Origin of the sequence: Pseudobacteroides cellulosolvens ATCC 35603 = DSM 2933 (assembly GCF_001262605.1) — a bacterium.
Classification (GTDB): domain Bacteria; phylum Bacillota; class Clostridia; order Acetivibrionales; family DSM-2933; genus Pseudobacteroides; species Pseudobacteroides cellulosolvens.
The window spans coordinates 779,013-803,170 of sequence record NZ_LGTC01000001.1; the positions used below are offsets into that span (position 1 = coordinate 779,013).

The window sequence follows — 24,158 nt, forward strand, 5'->3', positions numbered from 1 at the left end:
AAGCGGTTTTGTTCTTATATTGTTTATTTAATATATAAATTAATTTATGCCGCTTATTATCTCCAGAAATCTTAACATAACTGTTTAACACTAAAAAGGATAAATATAGAAAATTATAATAAAGGGAATTATCAGATATAAAAGAGATTACTAAACATGTTTCTGTTGTTTTAAATTCGCTTAAATATGACTTTTAAGTAATTTAGCCAGCGAAAGGAGTGATAAAAAAATAAAATAACAGAAACAAAAAAACAAGTAATCAATTATTCTAAGGAGGAGTACAAGTATGAAAATCAAAAAACTACTGAGTTTGGTACTGATATGCAGCATTATAGCTACATATTTTGTACAGGCAGGTGTACAGTCTAATGCCGCAACTCCTGTAATACCGGCACAAGGTGCATTTGAAACAGGGGTATACAGGAACCTGTTTAAAGAGGCTGGACATACTGATGCAGAAATCAAGGCAAAGTTGGAAAAAGAGTTTCAGTCATTATTTCATGGCGACAGCAACCATAAAATCATGTATGAAGTAGGTTCAGATATGGCATATATTCTGGATGTCAATAATAATGACATCCGTAGTGAAGGCCAGTCATATGGAATGATGCACTGTGTTCAGATGGATAAGAAGACTGAATTTGACAAGCTCTGGAAATGGGCTAAGACCTATATGCAACAAAAAAGCGGTCAGTTTAAAGGATTTTTTGCATGGCAATGTAGAACTGACGGAAGCCATATGGATGAAACACCAGCTTCCGATGGTGATGAATATTTTGCAATGGCACTTTTGTTTGCTTCAAAACGTTGGGGTAATGGTACAGGAATTTTCAACTATGAAGCTGAAGCTAATGCCATATTGGATGCATGCTTGCATCAGTCTGATGATGGACAAGGATACAACCTTATTAACAAAAACTCAAACCAGGTAGTTTTCTGTCCTAGTGCCGGTAACTATGACTTTACAGATCCTTCATACCATCTTCCTGGATTCTATGAACTGTTTGCTTTATGGGGACCGGAAAAAGATAGGGAAACATGGAAGAAAGTTGCAGCAACAAGCAGAGAGTTTTTCAAAAAGACAACTCATCCAACAACAGGCTTAGCACCTGATTATGCAAATTTTGATGGATCACCAAAGAGCGTATCATGGGGTACAGAGCATGTTGACTTCCGCTATGATGCTTGGCGTACTGTTAACAATAGTGCTTTTGACTTTGCATGGTTTAAAAAAGATGCATGGGCAAGTACATATGCAGACAGAATACAGGATTTCTTTGTAAGTAAGGGTCGTACAACTTATGGAGGATGTTATAAACTCGATGGTACACAATTAAATACTGACCATTCACCTGGACTTGTAGCAATGAATGCTGTTGCAAGCTTGGCAGCTACTAAAGCTCAGGCATATGATTTTGTTGAAGACTTGTGGAAACTATCTGCACCAAGCGGACAATACAGGTATTATGACGGATGTCTCTTTATGTTTGGTTTACTACATGTCAGCGGTAACTTCAGAATATGGGGTGCAGCAGAACCAACTGAATTACCATCAGATACTCCAACACCTACTAAAGATACTTCAGGTCCAGCAGTTAAAGGTGATCTCAACAATGACGGTGTTATAAATATGGCTGATGTTATACTTATAGCAACTGCTTTCAACGCAACAAGCGGATCTGAAAAATATAAAGCAGCATACGATCTTAACAATGATGGTGCAATAAACATGGCTGATGTTCTTACTATTGCACAGAATTTTAATAAATCAGTCACTCAGGTATCAACAAATCCACCTACGGCAACAGCAACATCAACAAAAGCACCTACACCTACTCCAACAAAGCCATCATCAAACCCTAACGCTAAGCTTATAGCTCTTACATTTGATGATGGTCCGGATAACACTAAAACAGCTAGGGTGCTTGACAAACTTGATAAGTATAAAGTTCCTGCAACATTTATGATGATAGGACAAAATATAAGCAGTGGCACAGCTAATATAATTAAGAGAGTTGTAAGTTCAGGACATGAAATAGGAAATCACTCATGGGATTATTCAAGCATGAACAACATGTCCTCAACACAAGTTAAAGATTATATCAGCAGGACAAATGCTGCTATTTCGCAATATGCAGGTGTAACACCTAAGTTCTTCCGTGCACCGAACCTTGCATATAGCCAGACTATGTATGATGCTATAGATTTGACATTTGTACAGGGTGTTACATGCAATGACTGGGTTCAATCTTCCTCTGCAACTGACAGAGCTAATGCTGTTATAGCTGGGGCTAAAGACGGTACAATTATTCTGATGCATGACAATCAGCCTGACCCGCATCCAACACCAGAAGCTCTTGATATAATAATTCCTAGGCTTCAGAGTCAGGGTTATGAATTTGTGACACTTTCTGAATTGTTCCAGAGAAAAGGCGTTACATTAAGAGCAAATGACAATATAGCTCATACTACATTGCCTAACTAATAGAGGCATACTTAGCTTTATATTCCCTCCAAATTCAATAGGGGGCAGAGTGGTTTTTACCTCGATCTGCCCTTTACTCATTACTTTATTTATTGTAACAAAAGTAGTATAATTTATAAAACAGTATTATAAAATTGATTGATTTGTTTAATTGAATAATGAATATTTCTAAAGCGGAGGCAACGAACATGACAAAACAAGACATCAATGATTCAATCCAAAGGGTTGACGAGCATCATATTGAAAGACATGAGCATTTTTTGAATTTTAAGATAAATAACAAAATTGATTTGCTATTTATAGGTGATTCTATTACTAGAAGGTGGTTAGAAGTACCACATCTGTGGGAAGCATATTTCTCAAAATATAATTCAGCAAATTTTGGTGTGGGAGCGGATACAATACAAAATTTAAAATGGCGTATATTGAATGGTGAATTGGACGATATACAGCCCAAAGTTGTAGTGGTGCTTATAGGTACCAATAATTTGGCTCATTATAGTGCAGAAGAAGTTTTTCAAGGGATAGAAGGGATACTCGACATTTTCAAGGAAAAGCTTCCCAACTCCAAAATTATATTAATGGGATTATTGCCGAGAGATCCGGATGAAGAATGCAGCGACTACATTAGTAAAGTTACAGATGTTAATAAAAAACTTCACAAACTATCCAAAGAACGCAATCTAATATTTTTAGATATAGGAAAAGAATTTATTATTGAAAATAATAAGGTTAACAGATCTTTGATGGAAGACGGCTTACATTTGATAGAGCCAGGCTATGTAATATGGGGCGACATAATAGGTCCTATAATAAGGGATAATTTTTAATATGCTAAAACTATAATCCCTTTACTCAGTTAATGTCGGAGCATCAAAAATGTGCTTTTTCTTATATTCCAGTGGAGTCAGAGAATTGTATTTTTTAAATACATAGCTGAAATAAGGAGCGTTTTCAAACCCACATAATACAGCGATTTCTGCCACAGAGTAGCTTGTCCTTGTAAGAAGGGTTTTGGCCTTATCTAATCTGGATCTTGTAATAAATTCATTAGGAGTGATACCGACAGCATTTGTGAAAATCTTATGAAAATGATGCGGACTTATATTGGCAACCTTGGATAAATCATTCAACACCATCTTTTGCTCCAAATTATTATTTATATATTCTATAACTTTTTTCAACGCACAGTAATGAGGTGATAAATACATGGTATTATTCACCAACGACTCGGTTGAATCCTGATACAGGTAGTACATCAGATTTAGAATATTGGCTTTTAGTGACAAATCTGCTGCGGGAGATGGTGTAATAAATTCTTTTAATATGGAATCAAAAATATAAAGACTTCTTTCCATATTTAGAGGATGAAATATTGTAGGGATTTTTTCAAGTATAGGATTCACACAGTAATTTTGGTAGTCCTGATCGTTATATACATAATAGCTCTTAGGGCTTTTACCGGTATTGCTGAGAATATCTACGCATATAAGGTAACAACTGTAAGGCATGATTCCTTGTGTGTATTGCCCTGGCTTTCTGAATATTATATCTCCCTGTTTTACATTGTAACATTTATCATCAATAATTTGAGATCCATTACTATAAACAATTAATTCAAATTCATAGTCATATGTAACACGTTCTTGAAGCTTGTATCCTTTAGGCATATTGGCACCTTGATAAAATAAAGCAGCTGTTAGAACTCTAGGTGCAATTTCTTCATTTTTCACATTGATTTTCTTTAACATAACACTCATACTTCAAACACCCCTTATCTAATTTTAACACAAGATTTTGAAATAATAAAATAATATATTTACTTGAATGGAGAAAAATGTTAGAAAATAATATATTCAAAATAAAGTTTACTGTAAAATAAATGTTGTATTTACGCAAGCCTTCTAGTAGATATAATATAAATAGTAATACCAATAAAACACTTTAGGTATTAACAAATAATTAATTAGTCAATGGGGCATATATATTATGCAAAAAATACTTGAATAATGTATTTTTTGAAATGCCCTTAAATAAACTTTAAAGTGTTTTATTTTTTATGTCTAGGAAATTATGTTGTATTCTACACCACAATTTCTCTCGATAACCATCAAGGTTGACAAAATCCATTTGAGATTTTGTCATATTATATTTTGTAGAAAGGATTTTTAAAATGATTATTGTAGATGCACACTGTGATACAATCACAAAAATAATGGAAACAGGGGAAGAACTGTTTAACAACAACTGTCATATTGATTTGGAACGCATGGTTAAAGCCGGAAAGTATGTTCAATTCTTTGCAGCTTTTATTGATCCGTCATACGGCCAAGCGTATGCAATGAAGAGGGCCATTCAGATCATAGATCGGTTCTATGGGGAAATTGAAAAAAATATCAGCTATGTTTCCCACTGCAAGAGCCATGATGACATAATAGAAGCATTAAATAATAATAAGATTGCAGCAATTCTCTCAATCGAAGGAGGCGATGCACTGCAAGGTGACCTCTCTGCACTCAGAATGTTTTATAAATTAGGCGTAAGAAGTATATGCCTCACATGGAACCATAGAAATGAAATCGCTGATGGAGTATTAGACGGTGCTTCTGGTGGGGGATTAACACCTTTTGGAAAAAAGGTTATAGAAGAAATGAATAGGCTTGGCATGATTATAGATTTATCTCACATATCTGAAAAAGGTTTTTGGGACTGTATTGAACTAACAAAAAAGCCGCTTATTGTATCCCACTCGAATGCTAAAAAGTTATGCGGGCACGTGAGAAATTTGACAGATGAACAGCTTTATGCTGTAAAGAAAAACGGCGGTGTTGTCGGTATAAACTTTTATTCAAGATTTTTAAGGGATGATGGGGCAGCCTCTCAAAAGGATATATTGCATCATATTGAGTATATGTGCTCAATTATTGGAACGGATCACATAGGTTTTGGAAGTGATTTTGACGGCATCGAATCAATGCCTGAAGATATGGGTGGTATTCAAGATATTGAAAAGATAATTAATGACCTTGTGAAGTTAAACTACAGTAGTGATGATGTGGAAAAGATAGCAGGTTTAAATTTTTTAAGAGTAATTAAGGCATGATTTAAAAATTACTTCCTCTTTTGAGCGGGTGTTGACGAGTTAAGTCAACAAAGGAGCGAAATCTATAGCGGAAGTTATTTTTGAGTCATGACTAAAAATAATATGGTTTAATTATTGCTGCTAATTTAGCAAAAAAATGTAAAAATATGTGGAAAATTTCTTAATTTAGGTATACAATATTTATGCCGATCAAAAATAATATAACAAAATATAAAATTTATGTAAATATCACCATAATAAACATGTAAATTTTCAAAATTAAAGTGAGGGATTTATATTGTTACGTCTAGAAGAAGCCATTGATGAAAAGATAGTGGATAATATACGAATGATGTCTTCACAATTTCTGCTAAGTTCCACTGCAATAATAGAAGCAGACGGATCATATTTATATTATCAGCATGATGGGCCATATTGCAAATATTTAAGTGAAATTTTCTGTAAAAGTGGTAAAAGCACAAGAAGTGTATGCAAGGAAGAATGCTTGAGAATATCTACGGAATCAATGGATAGGAAAGAGCCTGTAGAGATACAATGTTGTGGGGGAATAAATATATATGCAGTTCCAATAATATATAAAGAGCAAGTAATAGGCAGCATTAGTGCCGGAATAACAAATCCTCCTTTAGAAAGATCAAAGCTTATGGATATTTCAAAAAAATATTGTATAGACGTATATGACTTGGTGCAAAGGGCTTACAGCACTAAAAGAATAACCAAGAAAGAAAGTGAAATGGCTAGATTGCAATTAAGAATGACAGCTTTATTAATTTCCTCATTATATGAAAACAAAATAAAACAAATTGAAGATGATGAGTTATTAAAACGTCAAAATCGTTTATTAAAAGAAAAGTCAATTCTTGTAGAACAGCAAAAAGAAGAATTAGAGGCAATAATTAATAACATGTCGGATGTGCTTATGGTCTTTGATGAAGACGGTAAGTATATACTTTTAAACAAGGCGGCTGATAGCTCAAATTTTGCAAGCAGTTGTAAATGTGTAGGGGACAGCTATAAGCCAGGAATATACTATGATACGGATGGTAAGGAGCTTCAATATGAAGATTTACCGGCGGTACGCGTTTATAATGGAGAGAGTATAAAAGAACAAATTGTAATTATTAAGACTCCTGAAGGTGAAAAATCAATTGGAGTTAGCGGTACTCCGCTACTTGATGAAAGTGGCAAGATGCGTCTAGGAATAATGTGTGTACGTGATATAACGGAAACAATTAATCAGTATAAGACAATAAAACTGCAAAGGAATCAATTGGAAGCAATATTCGAAACCTTACAAGATAGAATAAGTATTTTTGATAAAGAAGGAAGATTTTTGTTAAAAAGCGATTTACACCCTGTAAAATATAAAACACTGGACTACAATGTTCGGGATTCGGCAAAATACATAGTTTTTTCCGATGTTGAAGGCAATCCATTGCCTGATGAGGAGATGTGCCATTACAAGCTGTTTAAAGGTGAAAAAGTAAAAAGCGGCAAAATAAGAACCTTTAATGACAAAATAGAAAGATACTTTGATATAAGCGGTGTTCCGATATTTGATGAAAATAACCAATTTCATTTAGGCGTGATGCTTACAACAGATATAACTGAAACTATTAAATTGGCTAATGAAATAAAGCAGCAGAAAGAACGTCTTGAAGCAATTGTTAACAGTATGTCAAATGGATTAGTGATATTAGACAGCGAGTTTAAAGTCGAGCTTTTAAACAAATCAGCACGGGAAATTTTTATTGGTTCTGATGAAAATGGAAAAGACAGTGGGTTCCAAAAAAGTAATAAATATTATATTGGAATTGATGGGAAAAAAGTTGAAAAAAGTGAACTTAACATCCAAAAAATCATTGATATAGGCAGCTTTCAAAACGTTATAATGACAATATTAAGGCCTGATAAAAAGATATATGTCAGCATGAACGGTGGCCCAATATATGACAATGATGGTGTGGTGAGGGAGGTAATACTTTGCGTAAGAGATATAACAGAACAGGTTATGCTTGATAATGCAGTTAAATATCAACAAGATGAATTACTGAAAGTAGAAAGGGAAAAAAATGCTGCTTTAGAGAATTCTATTAATATCAAGGATGAATTTTTGACTACTATCAGTCATGAGTTTAAAACGCCGCTTACAGTTATAAATTCTGCAATTCAGGCTATGGAGCTGATATGTAAGGATGACCTTTCAGATAAGGCAAAAAACTTTCTGAATAAAATAAGACAGAATACATTCAGGCAGTTAAGACTGGTAAATAACCTGTTAGATGTTACGAAGATAGGTGCAGGGGGAATAAAATTAAATAAAAGGAATCATGACATTATACTCTTAACTCGGTCTATCACTGAATCGGTTAATCTTTATGCCTTACAAAAGGGAATAAAACTTTCATTTGTTACTTCATTGAAGAAAAAGGTTATTGGATTAGATGAAGAAAACTATGAGCGGATTATGTTAAATCTTTTATCAAATGCAATAAAATATACTTCTTCCGGTGGTAAGATTGAAGTAAGTATTAAAGCGAGGAAGGGAAATGTAATTATCTCGGTTAAAGATACCGGCTTTGGTATTCCAAGGGATAAGCAGGAAATGGTTTTTGAAAGGTTTACCCAGGTTGATAATTCTTTTACAAGGCAAGCTGAAGGGACGGGAATAGGATTAGCACTTGTAAAAATGCTGGTAGAAGCCTTAGATGGATGCATTCATTTAAAAAGCCGGGAATATAAAGGTAGTGTTTTTACAATTATTCTTCCTTCTGCTAAGGTGGAAGGCGGGGATGTATGCATCAACCGGACTAATACAGTTGAAAGTAGGCTGATAAATGCTATAGCAGTTGAATTTTCCGATATTTATCATGTAAATAACCCTAAGGCTTATAATATTAGCAACAATCATCAAAAAGTTCAAAAACTATTGGAGCGAGATGCTATAACAAAAGCAATCTGTTCGGAACTAAATAGCTGCATTGATCTTAAAACAACATTACGCACGATTATGTATAATATAAAGCAAATGATAAAATGTGAAGCAATAGCTATAAGACTGTATAACGGAGGAGATTATCCATACTATGTGTACAAGGGTTTTCCAGAACAGTTTATAAAATTAGACAGCAGCTTGTGTGGTGTGGATAAACATGGAAAAAGACAAAAGTCAATGGATGGAAAACATTACATTTTGGAATGCGTATGCGGGAAGGTGCTTAATGGTGATACCGACTCTGCATTCAGCTTTTTTACAAATGGAGGCAGCTTTTGGACAAACAGTGCATCTTCATTAACAGATACAGAAATGGAAGCTATTAACTCATGTAAAATAAGAAAGTATTGTATTGAACGTGGATATGAATCTATTGCACTGATCCCAATTCGTTCAAAAGAGAGAATAATTGGGTTGATTCAAATGAATGATACAAGGAAAAATATATACTCTGAGGACATGGTGGAATACCTTGAAATACTTGGAGAAAATATAGGTCTTGCAGTGGAGAATTCTCTCATCAATGATAAGTTAAAAAAGTTGGTATAAAATTATAAGGGGCTTTTGCAAAGCCCCCTTTTTAATTGTTTATGCTGTTATTCTATTTGGAATTCCTTTTTAGTAGCAGATAAAGCCGTATCTACATCCTTTTCGTATATAAGGAACGAAATGTCTACCTCGGAGGTTGTTACCAGTTTTACATCAATACCGTTTTGTGCGAGTATTGTAAATAGCTTTGCTGCAACACCGGGTAAATTTTTCATCCCTTCACCAAAAACAGAAAGCTTTGTATTCTGAGCATCAACTTCTATTTTTAAGCCAGGTGCATTCTTTTTGAAGGTGTTTAATGTACTAATAGCCCGGACTAAGTCATCTGAAGGAATAGTAAATGATATATTTACCCTTCCCCTGTATGGCGGAGCTTGATTAATCATATCAATATTGATGTTCTGCCCGGCTATGGAATTAAATATGTCAGATACCAACTTCATATCAACAGGCAGGTTGTCAACAGTAACCAGGGCTACATTATAGGTTACACTAATATCAGTTACGGGCGTTCCAGCCATTATAACCCCTCCTCGCTTTTGCTAATTTGTTTCACTTATAAGGTCATTCATATTATAAAAACCAGGTTTTTTGTTGTATAAAAATCTTGCAGCACTAAGTGCACCGGTAGCAAATATTTCCTTTGAGGTTGCGATGTGATTGATTTCAATAATCTCATCGGTTCCTGCAAATACTACTGAATGTTCACCTACAATTGTGCCGCCTCTTACTGCATGAATGCCTATTTCTTTCTTGCTTCTCTTCTTACGGCGTGAATGCCTGTCGTATACATATTCCTGCTTTTCCGACAGGGCTGAATTAATCTCATCCGCAATCGCTAAAGCAGTTCCGCTGGGGGCATCAATTTTCTGATTGTGGTGTTTTTCGATTATTTCAATATCAAAGTTATATTCAAGAACTTTTGCGGCCTTTTTAACAAGATCCATTAAGAGGTTAACGCCTAGAGACATATTTGCTGAAAAGAAAACCGGTATGGCCTCGGATACCTCTCTTAGCTTGTTAACCTGATTTGGCGATAATCCTGTTGTTGCAACAATCAATGGTGTCTTGTTTTTTACTGAATAGCTCAAAAGTCCATCAAGGGCATCAGGGTTGGAAAAGTCTATAATAACATCCACCTTGACGTCACATTTTTCAAGATCATCAAAAACCGGGTAAGTATTATTGATTTTCGTGTATTTATCATATCCTGCGGCTATCATAAGGTCTTCACTTTCGGCTGCCATTCTAGAAATTACCTGACCCATTTTACCGTTACAGCCGCTCATCAATATATTTATCATTGGAAATCACATCCTTAATTTTTAAAGTAAACCATATTCCTTCATGCTGTTTTTTAGCACATCAAGGTTTTTATCAGTCATGTCTATAAGTGGCATTCTGCAGCTTCCAACATTCATACCCATAAGGTTCATAGCTGCTTTTACAGGAATAGGGCTTACATCAATGAAAAGTGCCTTAATAAGGTTAAGCGTCTTTAACTGTAAATTTTTGCTACCTTCAATATCTCCTGAAAGGAATTTGGCAACCATGTCATGAGTATCTTTAGGTATAATATTCGCCATTACCGAAATAACTCCTTTTCCTCCCATTGCAAGGAGAGGAACAACCAGGTCATCATTACCTGAATAAACGGTAATTTTATCTCCGCACAGGTTTACAATATCTCCAACCTGGTTTAAATTACATTCCTTAATAGCAACTATATTGTCAATCTCTGAAAGGGTTTTAACTGTTTCAGGACTGATATTGAGGTTGGTCCTTGAAGGAACATTGTATAATATTATGGGAATTTTAATGCTGTTGGCAATAGCTTTAAAATGCTCTACAAGGCCCCTTTGTGAAGTCTTGTTATAGTACGGGGTAACACTTAAAATAGCATCAACACCCACTTCTTCAGCATATTTACTGAGTTCGATGGCATGACGTGTATCATTACTACCAGTACCAGCAATAACAGGAATTCTATTGTGTACTTTTTCAACTGCAAATTTAATTGCAGCCTTATGTTCGTCATCAGGCATGGTTGATGCTTCACCAGTGGTTCCGCATATGACTATAGCGTCTGTACCTTCACTGATTTGAAACTCAATAAGTTCAGCAAGTTTATCAAAATCTATTCCATCATTTGTAAAAGGCGTGACGATTGCGACTCCTGATCCTGTGAAAATTGGTTTCGTCATAACAAATACCTTCCTTTACCTTATTTGTTCCACATTTTTATAAGCTCTTGTGCAATTTGAACAGCATTAGTTGCCGCACCTTTTCTTATGTTGTCTGCTACTACCCAGAGATTTACTCCGCTTTCAACGCTATCATCACGACGGATTCTTCCTACGAAGGTTTCGTCTTTACCTGATGCATAGATAGGGAGGGGGTAAACATTGTTTTTAGGATCATCCTGTACAATTACGCCGGGAGCATTCCTTAAAACTTCCTTAAGTTCTTCCAGGTCATAAGGTTTTTCAAATTCAACGTTTATAGATTCACTGTGACCATTAAATACAGGAACCCTTACAGTTGTTGCAGTAATCTTGAGGCTGTCGTCGCCCATGATTTTTCTAGTTTCCTTGATCATTTTTTCTTCTTCTTTAGTGTATCCGTTATCTAGAAATACATCTATATGTGGTAATACATTGTTTGCAATTGGGTGTGGGAACTTTTTAGGAGCTTCTCCCTTAAGACCATCTTCAAGGTCGGAATAACCCTTCATACCTGCACCGGAAACTGCCTGGAATGTGGTATATACTATTCTTTTAATTTTATATTTTTCATGTAAAGGCTTTAATGCAACAACAGCCTGGATAGTTGAGCAGTTGGGGTTAGCAATTATTCCTTTGTTCCATGCAATATCGTGTGAATTAACTTCTGGTACAACCAGCGGAACTGTAGGGTCCATTCTCCATGCACTGCTGTTATCAACAACTATGCAGCCTTTTGAAGCAGCTATTGGTGAGAATTTTTCACTTGTGCTTCCACCTGCTGAAAACAGTGCAATATCAATACCTCTATCAAAGGATGTTTCTGTGAGTTCTTCAACAGTATAATCCTTTCCGTTAAATGTTATAGTTGATCCTGCTGATCTTGCTGATGAAAAGAAATATATTTCTTCTATTGGTAAATTCCTTTCTTCAAGAACCTTCAAAAATGTTCTTCCAACCATTCCAGTTGCACCGCATACCGCTAATTTTACTTTTTTCATATTAATATCCTCCTAAAAATTTTATTATCCTATAGTGAATTTGTTAATATTCCAGAAATTAAAAAAGCCGGTCTAATGAGCACCAGCAGTTCTTTTTTATTAAATCAATTACCATTTGGAATTGTTTAAACATAAAAGACAGATAGCGCTCCATCATTACTGATGACAGTTATACAGTTATTTACTGTATAACCAGGATATAAATCAAGGGAGTCATATCCTTCGGCATTTTTTCCTTTTAACCCACATCATAGATCCCCTCAGATCTCCGTAGGTTTACTAATAAAAAATGCACCTCTACTGTACATTAACTATTCAGATGTTTTTACTTATAATATCATTATGAATCTATATTGTCAATTGTGAATTATTTATTTAAAATAATTTATATGAAAAGTTAATATTTTTTACATTTATCTATTGAATAATTGCCAAAAAATTGATTGGCACAATATTATTATATGTATTAAAATAATATTGTTGACTACTCAATGAAAAGAGATTAATTACTTAGTCATGATAAAAAAATAACTATCGCTACAAATTTTGCCCATGTGCTGACTAAATCGTCAATACTCGGTTGAAAGCGGAAGTAATTTTTCGTTCATGCCTTTTACAAAAGATAATCGGAGGAAATAAATAATGTCAAATAAGCTGGCATCAAGATGCTTTAATTATTTCAAGCATTACAAATTCAAAGAATTATCATTGAGAAAAATTAAATATACTTTACTTATAATGATAATAATTATATCCAATACATATTTCGAAAATAACAATATAATAAGTGCTGGAATTACTGTGCCTGAAAAGGTAAGGATAGGCCTTTATTTTGAAACTACAGCCCTTTCAAGTTTTACCATTAGTGCTGAGAGAGGCCTTAAAATTGGCAGCAGTAATAATAATACTTTTACTCCTATATACGAAGAGCCTTCAAATGGCATTGTTACAGTAAGAAAGGATTCTTATTTTTATTTGAAAAGCAATAAGCTGACAGAATTTAAAATAACAGATAAAAATATTCCAGAAGGTGAAAAGTTTGGACCTGTACATATTCAGATAGGGAGTTCATACCCAGATCAAGCTGCTGCAAAGGAAGCACTGACAGCGATAAAATCGTTAGGAGTTGCTGCTTATCTTGCTTTTGTGGATAACTGGCAGATATGGTATGGTTTTTATACCGATCAAAATGCTGCTCAAGCTGATTTAGATAGTGTTTTAAAGCAGAAGCTGCAAGGATATGCATTTACCCCTATACTTCCGGCTTCAAATAGAATAGTGGTATCAAATCCAACAGGAGAAACTGCATTTATAATGGGCAGTGATACCAATACTTTTAAGATATGTCCCAACCAGGAAAATAACCCTTACATATTCAAAATTAATAACAGTGATTCATTAAGGTACAGAGGGGAACTTGAAGTTAAGAGGATTACAGGAAGTGATATGACCCTTATAAATGTCCTTTCGCCAGAGCATTACCTTTATGGGGTTGTACCTGCGGAAATAGGCTCAAGTTCTGATCCGGAGGCTTTAAAGGCACAAGCTGTTGCAGCAAGAACATACCTTATCGGAAACCTGAATAAGCATAAAAAGCAGTTCTTTGATTTGTGTACCACTACTTCATGCCAGGTTTATAAAGGTTTTGCGGGTGAATATGCTTCAACAAACAAGGCTATTGACGATACTGCAGGCAAGAAGCTGACCTATCAGGGGAAAATTGCCGAAGTATTCTACTTCAGTTCCTGCGGCGGCCGTACCGAGGATGTAAAAAATGTTTGGGGTAGTGATATACCTTATTTAAGGAGTGTAGAGGATAAGTATGAATCAGGCAAGTCGTATAATTATAATTGGGAAACAACATTAACAGCAAGTAAGATAAAGGAAATAATGATAGGCAGAGGATACAATTTGGGGGATATAACAGGGGTAAACATAACAAAAACCTCTGAGGCAGGAAGGGTTACAGAGCTTGTCATAAGCGGTACTAAAGGACAAAGGGTATACAAACTTGATGGCTGCAGGACTGTTTTCGGGTTTAACAGCCAATGGTATACTATTGTAAGTGATGCTGTTGTACCAATGAAAAAAGTCGATAACACTGTGGTGCAAACACAGCTTGCAACAAAAAAGGTTATGACAGCCGGAGGCCTTAAGGATTTGGCTGTAAAAAACGGTCAGATAACTGTAATTGGTGCGGAAGGGGTAAAAAATACAGTATCGGCAGCACCACAAAGTTACAAATTTGTAGGTAAGGGATGGGGTCATGCAGTAGGTATGAGTCAGACCGGTGCAATGGGAATGGCTAAAGCAGGGTTTAAGTATGATCAGATACTTACCCATTATTTCCAGGGCACAGTAATTGAGTAGAATATGGAGAAAATCATTTTAGTATGAAATCATTATTTTGCCCCCTTGTAAACATTGTTAAATTAATGTATTATTTAAATTCATATGGGTTATATTTCTAATGAATTAAATTTTACAGAGATTTAAGAAAAGGAAAAGTATGAAGGTTACAGACTTTTATTATGATTTACCGGAAGAATTGATTGCACAGGAGCCTGTTTTAAACAGAGATATGTCAAGGTTGATGGTTCTTCACAAAGATTCCGGCAATATTGAACATAAAATATTTAAAGATGTTAAGGATTATTTAAAAGAAGGCGACTGCCTTGTATTAAATGATACCAGGGTTATTCCTGCCAGACTTTACGGTGAAAAGGAAGGAACAGGATCAAAAATAGAGTTTGTCCTTTTAAAGAGGATTAACGGTGATGTCTGGGAGGTTATTTTAAAGCCAGGAAGAAAAGCCAAGGTAGGAAGCAGATTCAGCTTTGGTGAAGGTATTTTAAGGGCTGAAGTAATAGAAATTGTTGAAGAGGGAAATAGATTAGTAAGATTTGAATACGATGGAATTTTTGAGCATATATTAGACAAGGTAGGCCTTATGCCTTTGCCGCCTTATATTACAAAGAGGCTTACGGATAAAGAGCGTTATCAGACTGTATATTCCAAAAATAAAGGCTCTGCAGCAGCACCTACAGCCGGTTTGCATTTTACCAGAGAGTTGATACAGCAAATAACAGAAATGGGAGTTAACATTGTATATGTTACTCTTCACGTTGGATTAGGAACATTCAGACCTGTCAAGGTTGAAAATATTACTGAGCATCATATGCATTCCGAGTTTTATACCATTAGTGAGGATACCTGCAGTGTGATAAACAATACCAGGGAAAAAGGCAAGAATGTAATAGCTGTTGGTACAACCAGTGTGAGGGTCCTAGAGACAGTTGGAGATTCAGCAGGAAAGGTATCGCCTGGAAGCGGCAATACCAATATTTTTATCTATCCCGGTTATAAGTTTAAAGTTGTTGATAAAATAATTACAAATTTCCATCTTCCGGAATCAACTCTGATTATGCTTATCAGTGCTTTTGCAGGCAAAGAAAAGGTTTTAAATGCATATAACGAAGCAATAAAGGAAAAATACAGGTTTTTCAGCTTTGGTGATGCTATGATTATTATATAAAGATTATACTTTAAAGATTATATATTTTATAAATAAAAAATTTTTGGAATGTTAATCATTCCGTAAAATAGATTTTAGGCGGTGTAATATGTCAGCAGTAAGATACGAATTGATAAAAAAGTGCGGCCAAACAGGTGCACGGTTAGGAAAGGTACATACCCCTCATGGGTCTTTTGATACACCTGCTTTTATGCCTGTAGGTACCCAGGCCACAGTTAAGGGAATGTCTCCTGAAGAGCTTAAGGGAATAAATGCTCAGATAATATTAAGTAACACATATCATTTATATATGAGACCTGGAGAGGATATAGTAAAGGAAGCAGGCGGTCTTCACAGTTTTATGAACTGGAACAGGCCTATACTTACAGACAGCGGAGGGTTTCAGGTATTCAGCTTAAGTGATTTGAGAGATATCAAGGAAGAAGGAGTTACATTCAAATCCCATATAGATGGATCTAAGCACTTTATAACACCAGAAAAAGCCATTGAGATTCAAAATGACCTTGGAGCAGATATAATAATGGCGTTTGATGAATGCATACCGTATCCATGTGAATTCGAATACGCAAAAAAGTCCCTTGAAAGGACAACAAGGTGGGCTAAAAGATGCAAAGAGGCCCATAAAAACACTGAAAAACAGGCTCTTTTCGGAATAGTTCAGGGTGGTATTTATAAAGAATTGAGAGAGCAAAGTGCAAAAGAGCTTTTGGAGTTGGATTTTCCCGGCTATGCTATAGGGGGATTAAGTGTCGGCGAGCCTGCACAGGACATGTATGACATGCTCGAATGTACTGTTCCGCTGCTCCCTGAAGACAAACCGAGATACCTTATGGGGGTTGGAAGTCCCGATTACCTTATAGAGGGTGCGCTAAGAGGTATAGATATGTTTGACTGTGTACTTCCCACAAGGATAGGGAGAAACGGTACCGTTCTTACTTCACAGGGCAAAATGATTATAAGGGATGCAAAATATGCAAGGGATTTTACGCCAATGGACCCTGAATGTGACTGCTATGCCTGCCAAAACTTTTCAAGGGCGTATATAAGGCATCTTTTAAAAGCAGGAGAAGTACTTGGCATAAGGCTTACAACATGGCATAACCTGAGGTTTTTATTAAAGCTTATGGAAAATGTAAGAAAGGCAATTATGGATGACAGGCTCCAAGATTTCAGAAATGAATTTTTTGAGGCTTTTGGATATAACAAAATCACAAAGTGATTTTTAAACGTTGATGTAGTCGTGAGAAATCATGATGTAGAATACAGCATGATTTCCTGGACATAAATAAACACACAAAATTTACTTAAGGAGGTTTAAGATGGAAGCGTATTCAAGTTTGATTATGATCATTCCTATGATTGCGGTTTTTTACTTCATGATAATTTTGCCGCAAAAGAAAAGGGATAAAAAGACAAGAGAAATGCTGAATGCTTTGAACGTGGGAGAAAACATAATTACAATCGGTGGTGTTGTAGGTAAGATAATAAACATTAAGGATGATGAACTTACAATTGAAACAAGTATAAAGAGAACAGAGATTGTAATTATGAGATGGGCTGTAAAGGAAGTATTAAAATCAGCTGATATATAAGAAAATCAAAAAGTCTGTATCTCATGTACATTTAAAAAACAGTTCTAATATAATGTGCTTTCAAATAAATTATTATATAAGAGTAAACAAATGGAACTTTTTATATATAAAACATTTGGAGGTATATTATGTCGAGGATTAACAGACAGAACATCAAGGAAGCTTTAAACGATCACATGACTTTAGTGTCAATAATAAAGGGTATTGTAATTTCATTTTTAATAACGATACCTTTTTTTGCTGCCTTTTCGTTAGCACTAACCTATACTGATTTTCCGGAAAAGTATATCTCATCTTCGGTAATTATAACTACAGTGATAAGTATAGTAGTTGCCGGATCAACTGCAACAAGCAGGATTAATAAAAAGGGATGGATTAATGGGGCTGCAGTCGGTGCCGTTTATATGCTCATACTGTATCTTTTAAGCAGCATTTCATTCAATGATTTTACAATAACAAGGCATGCCGTTACCATGTTTATTATAGGTATTCTTTCCGGTTCTATCGGTGGAATAGCAGGTGTAAACTTAAAGCACAACAGGAGCAGGAAGAAAGTAAAAGCGTGATAAATAGCATTAATATTTATTAAGAAATTATGATTACAAGTTCCTTTATATGCTATAATAGTAATGTTTAGTATAATTGGTTTAAATGCCAATTTTTTTTTATTTACTGATGAAAATCATATTTAATTTGAGGGGGACTTTATGAGAATAAAATTTAAGGTATTATTGATAATGCTCATTGGAATACTAGCTTTTAATGGTTGCACAAACCAAGCTACTAAAAATAATAATACAAATGCTGTGGTTGAGAATACACCGGCAGCTGCGGTTGTTAACTCAATTACTAACAAAACCTCAGTTACTGATAAAATCTCGGCTGCCGATAAAGCTTCAGCCATATCAACAGAGGGATTTGTAAATACTCCTATTCCAACTTTTTCATTTGATAAAAACAAAATTAAATTAAAGGATTTGTCCTTGCTTGATCCGGTTACCAATAAAACGATTTATATAGGCATGTCAAGGAAGGAAGTTGAAGAGATTTTCAAAAACTCCAACAAAGTAAATAGGGGCATATCTTTTTGCGTTTATAATGGAATAGAAGTTCATTACATGAATGATAAGGTTATATCTTTAAAATACGACGATGATAAATGGGATTATAACAGGAGGTTTAAGTTTGTTTACAATATTGATTTGAAATCCCCAATTAATAATATTACAGACCTGTTGGGAGAGCCGAGTAAAACAATTATACCCACAGAAGATGAGTATTTCGGTGTAGTTAGAGTGTATGCATACGAATTAAAGGATGGGTACTTGAAAAAGCTTAAAACCTTACCTTTTTCCCAAAATATGAAGGGGAGAAATTTATACTATATAGAGATAGGCAGGGATGATACGTTAAGGTATGTTAATATAAGGGATTTTGATAGCATTCTTAAATTTTTTACATCATCCAAATCGGTACAGAAAACAGTAAAAGGCGGTAATTTCAATAGCAATATGATTTTGCCCGCAGAATTAAGCTTTTATGATATCATTACAGACAATAAGGTAAATCTGGAAATGGAAAAGGAAAGGATGGATAAGTTATTAGGACAACCAGGTTATGAGAGTAATACTATAGGATATTATTATGAAAAACTGCATGTGGTTACAGATATAAGCGGCAAAAGCAATTGCATGGCTCTTAATACATCATCAGATATTACTACTTACAATGAAAGATATATATTTGCCAATGATATCACATTAGGCTGTGATACTAAGAAAATAATTAAGAAGTTGGGAACACCTACAATAAAAAATGAAGATAAAGAATATGGGTATGTATTAGGATACGCTTATGAGCTTAAAAACAACAAGTTAGTCAAGCTGAAAAAACATCCGAAAGATGCAAAGGAACTCACTAAGAGATATTACTTTTTATCATTCTGCTTCGGTGAAAAACAGCTTCCTTCCGGCAAAGCAGCTCTAGTGCTTACCAGTATAATTCTTTTTGATAATACATCAGAAAAGTGTCAAAGTTTTAACCCTGATTCCATAGATTGGTCATTTTACTTGTGAGAATTTAATAAAATTAATAGTGTTAGTAATCTTACCTTTATCACTTTTAATAAAGATTTATAAAAAAAACTTCTCAACAAAATTAAAATATGTTAGAATACTATAGAGTAAAAAAGTCATAGGAGGAATACAGATGAAACACATTAAGACGCTAAACGGTTCTAACCTGAAAGACAGTGTTAAAAATGGCGGTTGTGGAGAATGTCAGACATCATGCCAGTCCGCATGCAAGACATCCTGTACAGTAGCAAATCAAAGCTGCCAGAAGCAATAAGAAAAATATAGCTTCCATAAAGGAAGTGGTATTTTAGGTGATTCTAAGTACATAGCATGCCGATTATTTAAGATAAGAATGAGTCACATCGGTATGTTCAGTTTAAAGTGGAAGGTGATATATTATCTCACTTTCCACTTTTTGAATGTCTAGATGTATTAAAAAGAAGTTGAGGCGGGAGTTGAATTTATTTTTATGATTCACAGGTTTAAAATGTTTGGAACAAATATTGTCGCAGATGTGAACAGCGGGTCTGTTCATGTTTTTGATGATATATCTTATGATGTACTTGACTATTACAGGGATTTTCCAAAGGAAGAAATTGTGGACAAGCTGTCTTCAAAATATCCAAAGGAAGCCATTGGGGAAGCCATTTTAGAAATAGATGAACTGTGTAAAAAGGAGCTATTGTTCTGTCCTGATATTTACGAGGAATATATACCTCTATGGGACAAGGAGCCTGTAGTTAAAGCATTATGCATTCACATTTCACATGACTGCAATTTAAGGTGCAAATATTGCTTTGCTTCCACAGGAGATTTTGGCGGTAAGAGAACAATGATGAGCCCTGAAATAGGTAAGAAGGCCATAGACTTCCTGGTTAGAGAATCGGGCAGCAGAAGAAATCTTGAACTGGATTTCTTTGGAGGAGAGCCTATGATGAATTTTAATACCATCAAGGAAATAGTCGAGTATGCCAAAAGCATTTCTTCCAAACATAATAAGAATTTCAAATTCACACTTACTACAAATGCTCTTCTTTTAAAGGAAGAACATAAGGAATTCATCAATAATAATATTCAAAACATAGTTTTAAGTATTGACGGCAGAGAAGAAACCAATGACAGGATGAGATACAAAGTTGATGGAAGCGGCTCATACAAGGATATTATCGGCAAGATAAAGGATATGGCTGATTCGAGAAAACAGGAAAACTATTATGTAAGGGGTACCTTTACAAGAGAGAATCTTGATTTTTCAAATGATGTTATTCACCTGGCAGATGAGGGCTTTAAGCAGATATCGGTTGAACCGGTAGTAGCAGCAAAGGGTACCGGCTATGATATACGTGAGGAAGACCTTAACACATTATACGACCAGTACGAAAAACTAGCTTATGAATATGTAAAGCGCAGCAAGGAAGGAAATTGGTTTAACTTTTTCCATTTCATGATAGATTTGGAACAGGGGCCTTGCATTGCCAAAAGGTTAAGGGGATGCGGCTCAGGACATGAGTACATGTCTATAACTCCTGAGGGAGATATTTACCCTTGTCACCAGTTTGTGGGAATGGAAGAATTCAAAATGGGTAATGTAAATGATGAATCCACTTTTAAGGATACCCAGAAGAAGTTTATGAAATCCAATGTATATACTAAGGAAGATTGTAAAAAGTGCTGGGCTAAGTTTTACTGCAGCGGCGGATGTGCAGCTAATGCATACCAGTTTAACGGTGATATCAATCTGCCTTACAGAATTGGATGTGAGCTTGAGAAAAAGAGGGTTGAATGTGCACTTTGGATCAAGACTCAGGTTTAAAAAATATATATAAAAGTGAAGATTAATAACACTTTTCATTTAGTAATTACACTAAATGAAGGGTGTATATGTATAAATATTAATCACTTTTTGTTTGAATTGACAGTTAATATATCCTAGAAATTTTTGTTAATCCTATAATTACATGGTCGAATAACTCAAAAAGTATTGACGAGAAGGCTTTTAAAATTATATAATATCGTCATGCGGACAAGTTCAAAAGGGGGAATTTTACAGATGAGAGGTAAGGATGCGGTCAAGTTCTTTACAGTTATAGCTGTAATAGCAATTTTGACCTATTTAGCTTTTGCACCTAATGGTACGGAGATTCCTGGAATAGGAACCATACCAAGTGCATACGACATACGTCAGGCTGCAGATTTAAAAGGTGGAATTGATGCAGTGCTTGCTCCAAAGGATAAAGATGGAAAAGCTTATGCAGCAAAGAATGATGAACTAAATCAGGCCAAATCAGTTATCGAGCACAGGCTTGATGCAAAAGGTGTAATGGACAGGGTTGTTACAGTTGACCAAGTCAAAAAAAGAATTACCGTTCAGATTCCTTTGAAAAAAGGTACAACTATCGAAGATCCGGGCAGTACAATAGATGACCTTGGAAAAATGGCATTGCTTACATTTAGAGAAATAGATGAAACCAAGTCTGCAACTGGTCAGATTGCTCCTGTAAGCGGTGATCCAATATTAGAAGGAAAAAACGTTAAGAGTGCGAAGTATCAACAGGATCCGCAGGATGGAAGCCATGATGTTGCACTTAAATTAGATGGCGAAGGTACAAAGAAGTTTGCAGAAGCTACTGCAAGGCTTATAAATAAAAGAATAGGCGTATTTATGGATGACATGCTTTTATCGGCACCAAACGTTAAAGTTGCTATAACTGATGGAGAGTGTGTTATTGAAGGACAGGATTCTCTTGAAGAAGCGGTAAGACTGGCACAAGACATTCAATCAGGTGCTATGCCATTCAAGCTTGAAGCTGAGAGCACAAGCTCAATAAGCCCAATCCTTGGATCAAATGCACTTAGTGTTGGTATAACATCAGGTATTGTAGCATTTATTCTTGTTTGTCTGTTTATGCTTATTTTCTACAGGTTACCTGGAACACTTGCATGTATAGCTCTTTTAGGTCACACTGTTATACAGCTGTTGTTTATATCCTGGTTCAATCTTACAATGTCACTGCCTGGTATTGCAGGTCTTATACTTTCAATAGGTATGGGCGTTGACGCCAACGTTATCATATTTGAGAGGGTTAAGGAAGAGCTTAGAAATGGAAAGACTTTACGTTCTGCAATTGATGTAGGTTTTAAAAGAGCATTCAGTGCAGTTTTAGACAGTAATATAACTACTTTGATTTCAGCCTTTGTACTTCTTTACTTTGGTACAGGGCCGATAAAATCATTTGCATATACTCTGATTGTTGGAGTAATTCTTAACTTCCTAACAGCCGTAACTGCTTCAAGAATTATGCTTAAGTCCGTAGCTGGCTTGAATATTGCAAAGCACAGATGGTTGTACGGTGTGAAAGGAGTGAAAGAACAGAATGGTTGATTTATTTGGTAAAAGATTTTACTTCTTTGGATTATCTATTTTAATAATAATAGCAGGTATAGTCGGCTATTTTGTACATGGCGGTTTTAACCTCGATATCCAATTTGAAGGTGGAGCTATTGTATCTTTACAGATGGAAGATAATAAATTCGATGCTGGAAAAGCAGCAGAGGAAGTATCTAAGGCAATAAATAAAAAGGTATCTGCTCAAAAGTCTGAAAGGGTTGATCCTAACGGTAAGGGCAGGATATACATGCTGGTATTGAACGTTGCTGAGAAGTCCCAGAGCTTATCAAGCCAGGAAGTTTCAAAGGTGCTTGATGCAGTTAAAGATAATTTCAAGGTTAAGAAGGATACTCAGCCTGAAATAAGAAATGTATCAGCGTTCATAGGACAGGAATTGTTAAGAAATGCAATGATGGCAGCTGTAATAGTTTGTATACTGATAGTATTATATCTGTGGTTCAGGTTCAGAACCATGTCAGGACCATCAGCAGGAGTTATGGGTATTGTAGGCCTATTGCATGACGCTGCAGTTATGATTTCGGTATACACAATATTCAATATACCTATGAATGAATCCTTTATTGCTGCAATATTGACAATACTTGGTTATTCAATGTGTGATACAATCATTATTTATGACAGAATAAGAGAAAATACAAAGCTCCTTAGAAAAGTTCCTATAGCTGAGCTTGTAAATAAGAGTATACTTCAAACACTTGGAAGATCAATTAATACAGTTTTAACTGTTTTAATAAGTATTGCTACCGTTTACGGTTTTGCAGTTTACTATCAGATTGAATCAGTACAAGAATTTACATTACCACTCTTAATAGGTATCGCAAGCGGATGTTATTCATCAATATTCATAGCGAGTCCATTATGGGTAATGTGGAAGCAATATAAGGCTAAACAGCCCACAGTTTCTAAAGCTTAATGATTATTATTTTTAATTATAAAATGCCGGTCATATGATCGGCATTTTTTGATGTTAATCTTTAATTATAGACTTGCCAGCATGAAATATTTGTGTTATTGTAATTATTATATTCGGCGGTATCTATATTAAAAGTGTTAATTGAACTGCACGGATAAATAAACATTATTTTTGCAAACTGCTTTGAGCCCTAAGGGACAGAGACAGGTCAAATTTAAAACTATGCTTTATTTGGCCATTCTGTTTTTTAGGATGGCTTTTATAGTTTGTAGAAATACT

19 protein-coding genes and 1 riboswitch are annotated in these 24,158 nt (G+C 35.1%); of the genes, 14 read left to right on the top strand and 5 right to left on the bottom strand.

What is annotated here, in order from left to right:
* Positions 1 to 286: 286 nt before the first annotated feature.
* Positions 287 to 2,485: a glycosyl hydrolase family 8 gene (locus Bccel_RS31215; protein ID WP_081926996.1), complete on the top strand. Its 2,199-nt coding sequence runs from the start codon at positions 287 to 289 to the stop codon at positions 2,483 to 2,485.
* Between the two features lie 188 nt (positions 2,486 to 2,673).
* Entirely contained in the window at positions 2,674 to 3,315 is a 642-nt protein-coding gene (locus Bccel_RS03260; protein ID WP_050753052.1) for a GDSL-type esterase/lipase family protein, read from the top strand.
* A 21-nt stretch (positions 3,316 to 3,336) separates the two neighbouring features.
* Here Bccel_RS03260 and Bccel_RS03265 read toward each other — a convergent pair whose 3' ends face one another.
* Positions 3,337 to 4,245, bottom strand: coding sequence for a helix-turn-helix domain-containing protein (locus Bccel_RS03265; protein WP_036943002.1), 909 nt, complete (start codon positions 4,243 to 4,245; stop codon positions 3,337 to 3,339).
* Between the two features lie 413 nt (positions 4,246 to 4,658).
* Here Bccel_RS03265 and Bccel_RS03270 point away from each other — a divergent pair, with 413 nt between their 5' ends.
* Together Bccel_RS03270 and Bccel_RS03275 are read left to right on the top strand one after the other, a co-directional pair.
* On the top strand, positions 4,659 to 5,588 hold the full coding sequence (locus Bccel_RS03270; RefSeq protein WP_036943003.1) for a dipeptidase: 930 nt from the start codon (positions 4,659 to 4,661) through the stop codon (positions 5,586 to 5,588).
* 277 nt (positions 5,589 to 5,865) lie between these two features.
* Positions 5,866 to 9,132, top strand: a complete 3,267-nt coding sequence (locus tag Bccel_RS03275) for an ATP-binding protein (RefSeq protein WP_050753053.1) — start codon at positions 5,866 to 5,868, stop codon at positions 9,130 to 9,132.
* Between the two features lie 47 nt (positions 9,133 to 9,179).
* Here Bccel_RS03275 and Bccel_RS03280 read toward each other — a convergent pair whose 3' ends face one another.
* From Bccel_RS03280 to Bccel_RS03295, 4 genes are read right to left on the bottom strand one after another with little or no spacing between them, the layout of a single operon-like run.
* Entirely contained in the window at positions 9,180 to 9,653 is a 474-nt protein-coding gene (locus tag Bccel_RS03280) for an ACT domain-containing protein (protein WP_036943005.1), read from the bottom strand.
* A gap of 21 nt (positions 9,654 to 9,674) precedes the next feature.
* Positions 9,675 to 10,436: a 4-hydroxy-tetrahydrodipicolinate reductase gene (gene dapB / locus Bccel_RS03285; RefSeq protein WP_036943007.1), complete on the bottom strand. Its 762-nt coding sequence runs from the start codon at positions 10,434 to 10,436 to the stop codon at positions 9,675 to 9,677.
* A gap of 21 nt (positions 10,437 to 10,457) precedes the next feature.
* Positions 10,458 to 11,336 carry a 4-hydroxy-tetrahydrodipicolinate synthase gene (gene dapA, locus Bccel_RS03290; RefSeq protein WP_036943009.1) on the bottom strand — a complete coding sequence of 293 codons (879 nt, stop codon included), beginning with the start codon at positions 11,334 to 11,336 and terminating at the stop codon, positions 10,458 to 10,460.
* 20 nt (positions 11,337 to 11,356) lie between these two features.
* On the bottom strand, positions 11,357 to 12,355 hold the full coding sequence (locus tag Bccel_RS03295; RefSeq protein ID WP_036943012.1) for an aspartate-semialdehyde dehydrogenase: 999 nt from the start codon (positions 12,353 to 12,355) through the stop codon (positions 11,357 to 11,359).
* 135 nt (positions 12,356 to 12,490) lie between these two features.
* Positions 12,491 to 12,663, bottom strand: a riboswitch (Lysine riboswitch).
* Between the two features lie 334 nt (positions 12,664 to 12,997).
* Here Bccel_RS03295 and Bccel_RS03300 point away from each other — a divergent pair.
* The 10 genes from Bccel_RS03300 to secF all read left to right on the top strand — a co-directional run bounded on the left by Bccel_RS03300 (position 12,998) and on the right by secF (position 23,879).
* Entirely contained in the window at positions 12,998 to 14,725 is a 1,728-nt protein-coding gene (locus tag Bccel_RS03300) for a SpoIID/LytB domain-containing protein (protein WP_081927000.1), read from the top strand.
* A gap of 139 nt (positions 14,726 to 14,864) precedes the next feature.
* Positions 14,865 to 15,890 (top strand): tRNA preQ1(34) S-adenosylmethionine ribosyltransferase-isomerase QueA, encoded by a 1,026-nt coding sequence (gene queA, locus Bccel_RS03305; RefSeq protein ID WP_036943013.1) that lies wholly within the window; start codon positions 14,865 to 14,867, stop codon positions 15,888 to 15,890.
* Positions 15,891 to 15,978: 88 nt separating this feature from the next.
* Positions 15,979 to 17,109, top strand: coding sequence for a tRNA guanosine(34) transglycosylase Tgt (gene tgt, locus Bccel_RS03310; protein WP_036943015.1), 1,131 nt, complete (start codon positions 15,979 to 15,981; stop codon positions 17,107 to 17,109).
* Positions 17,110 to 17,209: 100 nt separating this feature from the next.
* A complete protein-coding gene (gene yajC / locus Bccel_RS03315) occupies positions 17,210 to 17,482 on the top strand; it encodes a preprotein translocase subunit YajC (RefSeq protein ID WP_036943016.1) in 273 nt (90 codons plus the stop codon).
* A 128-nt stretch (positions 17,483 to 17,610) separates the two neighbouring features.
* On the top strand, positions 17,611 to 18,048 hold the full coding sequence (locus tag Bccel_RS03320; RefSeq protein ID WP_036943019.1) for a TIGR04086 family membrane protein: 438 nt from the start codon (positions 17,611 to 17,613) through the stop codon (positions 18,046 to 18,048).
* A 141-nt stretch (positions 18,049 to 18,189) separates the two neighbouring features.
* Entirely contained in the window at positions 18,190 to 19,557 is a 1,368-nt protein-coding gene (locus tag Bccel_RS03325; RefSeq protein ID WP_036943021.1) for a hypothetical protein, read from the top strand.
* A gap of 133 nt (positions 19,558 to 19,690) precedes the next feature.
* Complete coding sequence (gene scfA, locus Bccel_RS28620; RefSeq protein ID WP_081927002.1) at positions 19,691 to 19,831, top strand: six-cysteine ranthipeptide SCIFF; 141 nt, start codon at positions 19,691 to 19,693, stop codon at positions 19,829 to 19,831.
* Between the two features lie 195 nt (positions 19,832 to 20,026).
* Positions 20,027 to 21,370: a thioether cross-link-forming SCIFF peptide maturase gene (scfB, locus tag Bccel_RS03330; RefSeq protein ID WP_036943024.1), complete on the top strand. Its 1,344-nt coding sequence runs from the start codon at positions 20,027 to 20,029 to the stop codon at positions 21,368 to 21,370.
* Positions 21,371 to 21,607: 237 nt separating this feature from the next.
* The gene (gene secD, locus Bccel_RS03335) at positions 21,608 to 22,939 is read left to right on the top strand and encodes a protein translocase subunit SecD (protein ID WP_036943027.1); all 1,332 of its coding nucleotides are present in this window, start codon (positions 21,608 to 21,610) and stop codon (positions 22,937 to 22,939) included.
* A complete protein-coding gene (secF, locus tag Bccel_RS03340) occupies positions 22,932 to 23,879 on the top strand; it encodes a protein translocase subunit SecF (RefSeq protein WP_036943030.1) in 948 nt (315 codons plus the stop codon). Before secD ends, secF begins: the two co-directional genes overlap by 8 nt.
* Positions 23,880 to 24,158 lie beyond the last annotated feature (279 nt).